Raw genomic sequence first — 7,898 nt, 5'->3', positions numbered from 1 at the left:
CGGCAGAAAAAGTGCCGACAGAAAAATGCCGGTTAACGTCTTTAGCAATCAATGACTTAGTTGTTTTTTGCCATAATATGTCAAGATTTTTGCCGACAGAAAGTAACAGGCTACTCCCCTTTGTAATCAACGACTTACGCAGCCGGCATTTTGCACCTCTAAAATGCCGACAGAAAGTGCCGCCAGAAATTTGCTGAAAATGAGCCAGTTGTATAATCATAACGCGCCTCTTTTTTTAGTCGTTTTGAGTGGCTTTACCATTTGATGAACCACATGGGGCGAGAGATTTAATGCACGCGCAATGGCCATCGGTTTTTCATCCAAGGCGTACATCAAACGTGCTTTTTCTTTAATGTTTAATCGATTCATCGTTCGGCCTCCAACATCGCTGCCAAAATGATCATGTAACCGATGGTGTCTTTGATCGCATCCGTGACACCTTCATTTTCGACTTTTAAGCGGCCTTTTTCGATAAAGGTATTGATACGCCCAATCTTATCAATGGTGCGCACAAGGACGCCTTTAGCAGGTGCTACGTTAATGATTTGCGTGGCACTAAAATTGGCAAACTCATCGTCGTAACCGCCGTAATCGTGGTTCTTTTTTTCAATGGTGCGTAAGATGTCACGCATCATTTTTTCACCAGTTGTCACAATACGAGATTGAGTTTTATTTGAGTTGGTTACACGTTCAGTTATATTCATTAATATGAGCTCCTGTTTTAAATTTAATGCGGTATTCGCGGCCACGACTATCGACTTCAACGTTGGGATAAAGCTTGGGAATGCCTTGCAATATTTCCCGCGTTTTCTTTTCTGCGTAAGGTTTTAATTTTCGCGCTTTCATTTGTCGGATGAGTTCCATTTCTAATTCAAAGCGTTCGAATGAGGCTTTGTTGGAGCGTTCCATAAAGTCATACACCAGGGTACTCCAACGTTCAAAATCGTTGCGTGAGAGCGGTCCTTCATCCTCCTCAATGCACGAAAAGTGATTGCCTTCCTTGCTGATGGACGGTTTAAACATGATCCACGCGTTGGTGTTAGGATCGTAATTCAAACCAGTTTTGTCCGGACTTTTGCCGTTGCGACATTCAAAGTGCGCTTCAATTTCGTCAAACTTATTACGAGCCAAAACAACACCCGAATCGTAAGCTCCACGAAACGCGCTGGAACCTCGAATTAAATCAAACGCGGATTGATTCACATCAACCTTTCCCCCGCCTTTCTTCACATGATGGATCAACACTAACGCTGCTTCTTTTCCATCAACGTTGGTTAACGTAGAAACGCGTCGCATTAATCGGCGAACGTCGGGCGCATCGTTTTCATTGGCTTCGGAAAAATTAATGATTGGATCAATACAAATAATGTCGGGCTTGATATTGCGCACCATCGTGGCTACAACGGCAAAATCCGTATCGTCGGTAAGCGTGAGATCTAAACGAGGTGTGACGTATAAATTTTTATAAATCTTTGCGAGTTGCTCTGGCGTTTTTTGATTGGTCGAGGTTCCCACACGATCTTTTAACCAAGCGCCGTGAATTTCCGCTTGCACCCAAAGAACGCGCAACGGACGAGTAAATGGGATCCCCAAAAACTCCCCCCCAATGGACGCTTGCACAGCCATTCTGAGAAAGAATTGACTCTTGCCAATTTTAGGTTCACCAGCCACCATGAGTAATGATCCCATAAATAAAATATGGTCCCCCCAAAGCGACTCAACGTTCATCACTTCTTGTTGTAATTCACCAATGGAAAAACATTCCGGCAGCATTTCCTTATCCACCACTGGAACAGTTAACCGGCCAACTTTCATGACTTCGCGTTTCTTCTTTGGTTCAAGGTTTGTCGATGTATCATCTTCAAACGAAAATTCATTCGTTGTTGGATTAGGTTCAACATCCATCACAAAACCTAGCTCACTTTCTGGCACATAAAACCAACCGCGCTCTTTAGCGTTTTGATACACGCTCGCTAATGTGCGCCTTTCGGTTTGATCACTTCGAAAACTTTGCCAGCGGGTAAAGTGCGCTTTCCAATCCGCATCTTCATAACCGGGTTCGGTTTTGCTCCACGCTTCCCAAAGATGAAACCCTTCGCTACTGCCGCCGGTTGCATCGTGAATGGCCATCCCCACATGGAGCCAGTCATCGCCTAGCGCAGGAATGTGTTCCAACGCGTCTTTTAATCGATGCAATTCACTGTCAGTCAGTTGAATGTCGGATTTGAATTCTTGAATGCGTTCGGGCGCGTTGCCATTGCGTTGTCCTATGTAAGACAAAAGAGCCAATGATGGCTCTATTAATGCGTTTCCTTGGCCGTACTCACGATAGTGAATACCGCTGATGTGATTGGAGGGAGGCGCGACGACGTAACCGCCATCGCCTCGAACCTCCACCCCTTTTCCTCCGAGTTTATTTCGACAACCTACGTGCACACTTTCCGGATACTTCAAATAAATATGAAAGCCGCCCGAACCGGTTTGCACTTGGATCGTCTTGTTCAATACTTCGTGCTCTTGAAGCAAACGTCGGTACTCTTCGAGCCCGCCGAGTTTGTCGTCAAAATCGAGCACCACCAACTGCGATTGTTTTCCGGTGGCAATGCCAATGTTGGCATCGGGCCAGCTCGTCCACCAACGGGTAATGATGTCCTTATCTGTTGTGGCATCTTTTACTCCTTTTATGGTGCGCGGATGTTTACCCGGTGAAACACAATCGGCTCGTCGGCAACTGCATCGACCGTCGCTTTCAACGGAATGCAAAGGCAACACGGCCCAACCTTTTTTTGCGTAAAACAACGCTGCGTCTAAATGATTTTGAAACGTCATAGTTACCGCCGAGTTAAGTTTTCAAGGTAGTTTGCACAGTCGGCGCAATGCACCGTGCCAGGAATTAAATGTCGTCGCTTGGGTTCAATCGGTTCATTACACTCATCACAAAGTTCAGGTGAGACGCCCGAGTAAGTTACGCGTGCGTTCAATCGCATTTGCAATAACCGTTCTTGTTGTAAATCGGCGTGATCGGCAATATCCATTCTGTGGTTCCTCATCGGTGCAAAAAATGACCCAAACGGGCCGAGAAAAGTACGTAAAACGCCCACAAACAGTGTTATATATTTGTTTTACCGTGTTATTCCGTGTATATTCGTGACAAAATGAATCACAAATACACACAAATGACAGAAAACAAACACAGTGGAGCGCAAGAAATGGACGATCAAAAAGTCGAGCGCGAGGAAATTGGCAAGCGCATCAAGGCGGAAATCCTTGAGAAATACAAAAACGTTCGGGAGTTCGCAAAGCACTCCGAGTATTCGTATTCACGCCTAACCAATTGGCTCAATGGGTATCGTTCTCCCTCTTCGGACGCGTTACGAACGCTGGCCAAAGAATTGGATGTGGACATATCGGCGTTTACGATCAACAAAAACGACGAGTATTTGATCCGCGGGCAACAAGTGCCAGTGAAAACCGACCACATGTCACCAACGCTGAATCCCGGTGAGTTGGCTTTTGTCGAACCCGCAACTGAACTGAAGCATGACCAGGTGTACGCCATGCGTTCTGCTGATGGGCTCGAGTTTTTTTGTCGGATCAAAATAGCCATACCATCAGGTCCTCGTTTGGTTTACGATAATCCGTCTTACAGCAACGACTCAGCGCTGCTTTCCGAACTGACCCAGCCACCTGAAATCATTGGCCGTGTCACCCAAGCGCTAAAAAACAAGTTTTAATTCTCGTGATTTAGCGAGGAAATTCCCCTGCCCGGCCAAGCCGGGCTTTTTTTTGTCCTCCGTTTCTCTTTTTTACTTTAAACACAAAATTACACACCAAACAACACCTCAACGTGTATTTATCCGCATTTTTTACACTGCATCCCTTCCTTTAGTCGCCACAACCGGGCTATAACTTGCAATTTTCTGTGTAATTATGTGTTATTTGTGTTGCATTGCGTGTTATTTTTTTGTAAATTACACCTTGCCGCGACATTGGCAGACCGTAACCAGAAGTGAGGATTGAGAATGAGCTTAAGTTTTGAACAATTGCAGACACAGTGGGTACAACTGAAAACCGTAGAAGAAGACGCGAAAATCGCCCGATTGGAGGTAGAACGCCAAATGGCAGAAAGCAACGAAATGAAGCAGTCCATCGCCTCAAAGCCCACCGGTAAGCGCACCTTGGGTCAACTGGCAGCCACCATCAACAACAAGCGCATTTGGAATGAGCAAAAACTGCCAGCCATCTTAAAAACCATCCCTCAAGCGCTGCAGCCTTTCAAAGTCGAAACCAAAACCGTGTACAAAGAAGACCGTCGAGCAGTGCAACGTTTGGCCGAACTGCACCCGGAACATTACGCGAAGCTCTCACCGCTGTTGACCATTGAACCTGGAGTTCCTTCTTTCAAGGCGGTACAAGCATGAGTCGAATGACGTTAGGCGCGGTAAAAAGCGCCGCCTCTCCAAAAGCGGTGCGCGTTGCCATTTATGGTACAGCCGGTGTTGGAAAAACGACGTCATCGTGTTTGGGTTCGCCCGCTCCGATTTTATTGCCAGGGGAAGATGGCGCGGTGGGACTGGACGTCCCTGCCTTTGCGCAACCGGAAAATGCACAGGATTATTTTGACGCGATTGATGAACTCATCGATAACGAAACCCATTACCGAACATTGATTGTGGACTCGGTGTCTTCGTTTCAACGCGCGGTAATGGAGGAAGTGGCACGTCGTCACGGCAAACAATCGTTTGGTGACATTGATTATGGCAAAGGTAATGTTGCGTTAGGCGAATGGTTCGTAAAGTTTTTTGCCAAGCTGGAAAAATTACGCAACCTGCGCAACATGAACATTGTGTTGATTGGCCATGCGGTGGTTTCTTCGTTTAATGATCCAACCGGCGAAGCTTATGATCGCTGGCTTCCTGACTTACACGAAAAGCGTGCCCTGCCCCCCTTCTTACAATGGCCAGACGTTTTGTTGTTTGCCGACTTTGATAAATCCAAACGCAAAGTGCAAGACGGTATGACACAGCGAACTGTTGCCAAATCGTTTGGTAAACGTTTGATGCACACTCAACACTGCGCCAGTCACGAAGCGAAAAACCGTTTTAATTTACCCGCTGAAATGCCGCTCGATTTTAAGGAATTATTTAACGGCATTCGTCATTTCTATCAACAGGTACAACCTCATGAAGCTGCATGACGATCAAAAAGTGATGTTCTCAACAAAAGAGGCTGCGCATTACCTTGGATACACCGAGGCGTACTTAAGAAAAATGCGATCACGACATCCCGAAAGAAGTCCGCCTTATGTAAAGCTCAATTCCCATAGGATCCGATATCGCTTGTCCGATCTCGAAGCATACATTCAAGCGCGATTGATCAATTGAGAAAGAAACCAAAAGGAAAAGACCTATGAATAATTTTGTGAACCAAGATTTAGTGATTGGTGATCTCGATACCATCGACGTGGCCAAACCCTTTGATTTGATCCCCAATGGTGATCAACCCCTGCAAGCTGTCAATGTTAAGTTAGAAGACATTGCCAATGGCAAAATGTTTATTGTGGAATTTGAAGTGGTAAGTGGCGAATACAAAGGCCGTAAGATCTGGACCAACTTTGTGGTACAACACCCAAACAGCGACGCCGTTCGGATCTCATTGGAAAAAATTAAAGCTTGGCTCATTGCTTGTCACATGCCATCGCAAGGCTCGTTAAAAACCAGTCAAGTGCATGCGTTAGAAGGCAAAGAGTTTATCGGTCGTGTCGGTAAAGAAGTGGACAAATCCGGCCGCTACCCTGATAAAAACATCATCTTTGGATTTAAACCTTTGCCCAAAGAAATGTCAGCTCAATCAACACAACAACCCCTTAACGTTCCACAGCCACATATCACACAAGCACAAACCCATTCTGGCGCAATGCCTAACTTTTTAAGCTGATCCCTTGCCGCCTTCGGGCGGCGCACACTTGAGCGTGCAATAAACCTCTATGCAATTACGTGATTATCAACAACAAGCGATTGATGCCTTGTTTACTTACTGGTGTCAACATCCGGGTAAAAATCCTGTGATAGTGCTCCCAACAGCCGCGGGTAAAACGGTTGTCTTCTCCGCGTTGTTAAAAATAATTTTAAAGCTCAAACCCAGTGCTCGCATTTTAGTATTGGCGCATCGAAAAGAACTCATTCAACAAGCCGAGAAAAAACTATTAACAGTTTTTCCGGAATGTCCGCTCGGTGTGTATTGCGCTAAGCTTAAACGAAAAGAAATTGCGCAAGTGACCATCGCCAGTCGCGACAGTTTGAAAAACATCGTACACAACGTCGAAAAGTTTGATTTGGTTCTTATCGATGAGGCGCACAACGCCGGACCGAAAGACGAATCCGCGTACAAAAAAATCATTCAGGCATTACGTTTAATCAATCCTAAAGTGAACGTCACTGGGTTTACTGCCACACCCTACCGGATGAACGATGGATTAATTTACGGTGAGGATAGCGCCACAGTTTTTGATGGTGTCGCCTTTAAAATGAACATCAAGCAATTAATGGAACAGGGTTATTTAGTTCCAATCACTGCCAAACCGGTTAATGATTTAGGTAAACCCAATCTCAAAGGTTTAGGTGGCAGCAACGATTTTCCGAAAACTTTATTAGAGCAACGTGTGAACCAATACCCACAAGTGGTGGCGGCACTTCTCGAATGGGAACGCATCGCGCTTAAAGCTCAGAAACGCAAACTCTCATTGTTTTTTGCGGTATCCATTAAACACGCCGAATTAATCTCTCAGGTCGCCACTGAAATGGGCTACACCGTCCCAGTCATTCACGGTGATATGGACGATGACGAACGTGAACGACTGATTGAAGCGGCTCACAATTTAACAGTCGATGGCTTAGTGAATGTTGGAGTATTAACCGAAGGCACGGACATTCCGCCCATTGATTGCATTGTGATGATGCGCCCGACCAAATCACTTGGCTTGTTCATTCAAATGGTGGGACGCGGCGCTCGCCTCTCTCCAGAAACGAGAAAAGTCGATTGCTTATTATTGGATTTTGGCGGATGTTTGGAACGCTTCGGCCCCATCGATTGCGCAACTCCACCAGAAAAAGGACAAACCATCAAGCGTGTTAAAGCATGTGAAAATTGTCAGGAGTTGGTCAGTCTATACGCGATTAAATGCAAGTTTTGCAGCTTTCAATTTCAACCCCAGCCGGTTCGTATTTGTCCAAACTGCGAGCATGAAAACGCGCCTAGCTCAACGCATTGCAGCGCTTGTGATTTGATTTTCGTGACTCATTCTTTCACTGCGCAATCTGGAGCGGTTTTAAGCAGCCAAGGCAAACCCGAATACTTTCAGGTAGCGCGAACCTATTTACACAAAATTAAAGATGGAAACCGCGCTTATTTGCAATTGGCGTTTCAGTCTCTCGATGGAATGAAAATCGCCTACAAAAGTTTTTATTTTGGTTACCGAGGAATTGCAGGACGAACCGCACAAAGGGATTGGCATGCACTCACACTACCCGGCATTGAAACGCCACAAACCGCACAACATGCCATCGAGCTTTTTAACACTTATCCAATTTTAAAACCGATTGACGGAGTGACTGTTGATCTGTTTTTACCACACAAAGCCGCCATTGAAATCATCTATGAACACGAGGAACGTTTATGTTAAGTACCGAAACTCAAGCACTGCGCGAACGACTCAACAATGTAACTGTTGCACCCAATCAGAGTGAAACAATAGACACGAAACAACGTGATGCAGCGAATGATCGACCAACCACAAAAGCCTTACTGGACGCAGCAGAACGCCAAGCAGTACGAGAAAGCCCCTTACGCGGCCATTTAGGATTCTCAGAAATTGGTGAAGAAGACACGCGCACCTTATG

12 protein-coding genes are annotated in these 7,898 nt (G+C 45.7%); 7 read left to right on the top strand and 5 right to left on the bottom strand.

Features of this window, described 5'->3' with window-relative positions; genetic code table 11:
• The 5 genes from ACTUJY_RS20610 to ACTUJY_RS20590 all read right to left on the bottom strand — a co-directional run.
• Window positions 1-220: hypothetical protein (locus ACTUJY_RS20610; protein WP_463618025.1), on the bottom strand; the 220-nt coding region annotated here is incomplete at its 3' end.
• Window positions 217-369, bottom strand: a complete 153-nt coding sequence (locus ACTUJY_RS20605; protein ID WP_463618024.1) for a hypothetical protein — start codon at window positions 367-369, stop codon at window positions 217-219. The genes ACTUJY_RS20605 and ACTUJY_RS20610, both read right to left, overlap by 4 nt.
• The gene (locus tag ACTUJY_RS20600) at window positions 366-704 is read right to left on the bottom strand and encodes a hypothetical protein (RefSeq protein WP_463618023.1); all 339 of its coding nucleotides are present in this window, start codon (window positions 702-704) and stop codon (window positions 366-368) included. Before ACTUJY_RS20600 ends, ACTUJY_RS20605 begins: the two co-directional genes overlap by 4 nt.
• Window positions 691-2,829 (bottom strand): bifunctional DNA primase/polymerase, encoded by a 2,139-nt coding sequence (locus ACTUJY_RS20595; protein WP_463618022.1) that lies wholly within the window; start codon window positions 2,827-2,829, stop codon window positions 691-693. Before ACTUJY_RS20595 ends, ACTUJY_RS20600 begins: the two co-directional genes overlap by 14 nt.
• 2 nt (window positions 2,830-2,831) lie before the next feature.
• Window positions 2,832-3,035: a TraR/DksA C4-type zinc finger protein gene (locus tag ACTUJY_RS20590; protein WP_463618021.1), complete on the bottom strand. Its 204-nt coding sequence runs from the start codon at window positions 3,033-3,035 to the stop codon at window positions 2,832-2,834.
• 120 nt (window positions 3,036-3,155) lie between these two features.
• Between ACTUJY_RS20590 and ACTUJY_RS20585 the strand changes: the two genes are divergently transcribed.
• The 7 genes from ACTUJY_RS20585 to ACTUJY_RS20555 all read left to right on the top strand — a co-directional run.
• Complete coding sequence (locus tag ACTUJY_RS20585; RefSeq protein WP_463618020.1) at window positions 3,156-3,734, top strand: helix-turn-helix domain-containing protein; 579 nt, start codon at window positions 3,156-3,158, stop codon at window positions 3,732-3,734.
• A 288-nt stretch (window positions 3,735-4,022) separates the two neighbouring features.
• Window positions 4,023-4,421, top strand: a complete 399-nt coding sequence (locus ACTUJY_RS20580) for a hypothetical protein (protein WP_463618019.1) — start codon at window positions 4,023-4,025, stop codon at window positions 4,419-4,421.
• Window positions 4,418-5,197 carry an ATP-binding protein gene (locus tag ACTUJY_RS20575; protein ID WP_463618018.1) on the top strand — a complete coding sequence of 260 codons (780 nt, stop codon included), beginning with the start codon at window positions 4,418-4,420 and terminating at the stop codon, window positions 5,195-5,197. The genes ACTUJY_RS20580 and ACTUJY_RS20575 overlap by 4 nt, the downstream gene beginning before the upstream one ends.
• Entirely contained in the window at window positions 5,184-5,384 is a 201-nt protein-coding gene (locus tag ACTUJY_RS20570; protein WP_463617734.1) for a helix-turn-helix transcriptional regulator, read from the top strand. The genes ACTUJY_RS20575 and ACTUJY_RS20570 overlap by 14 nt, the downstream gene beginning before the upstream one ends.
• 25 nt (window positions 5,385-5,409) lie before the next feature.
• Window positions 5,410-5,937 carry a DUF669 domain-containing protein gene (locus tag ACTUJY_RS20565; RefSeq protein ID WP_463618017.1) on the top strand — a complete coding sequence of 176 codons (528 nt, stop codon included), beginning with the start codon at window positions 5,410-5,412 and terminating at the stop codon, window positions 5,935-5,937.
• Between the two features lie 49 nt (window positions 5,938-5,986).
• Window positions 5,987-7,681 (top strand): DEAD/DEAH box helicase family protein, encoded by a 1,695-nt coding sequence (locus ACTUJY_RS20560; protein ID WP_463618016.1) that lies wholly within the window; start codon window positions 5,987-5,989, stop codon window positions 7,679-7,681.
• The coding region (locus ACTUJY_RS20555; RefSeq protein ID WP_463618015.1) for a hypothetical protein at window positions 7,675-7,898 on the top strand (224 nt) is incomplete at its 3' end. The genes ACTUJY_RS20560 and ACTUJY_RS20555, both read left to right, overlap by 7 nt.

This window comes from Pleionea sp. WD8-19, from assembly GCF_055326765.1.
The sequence above is the reverse complement of the archived record's forward strand: the minus strand, read 5'-3'. Positions and strand labels throughout refer to the sequence as shown.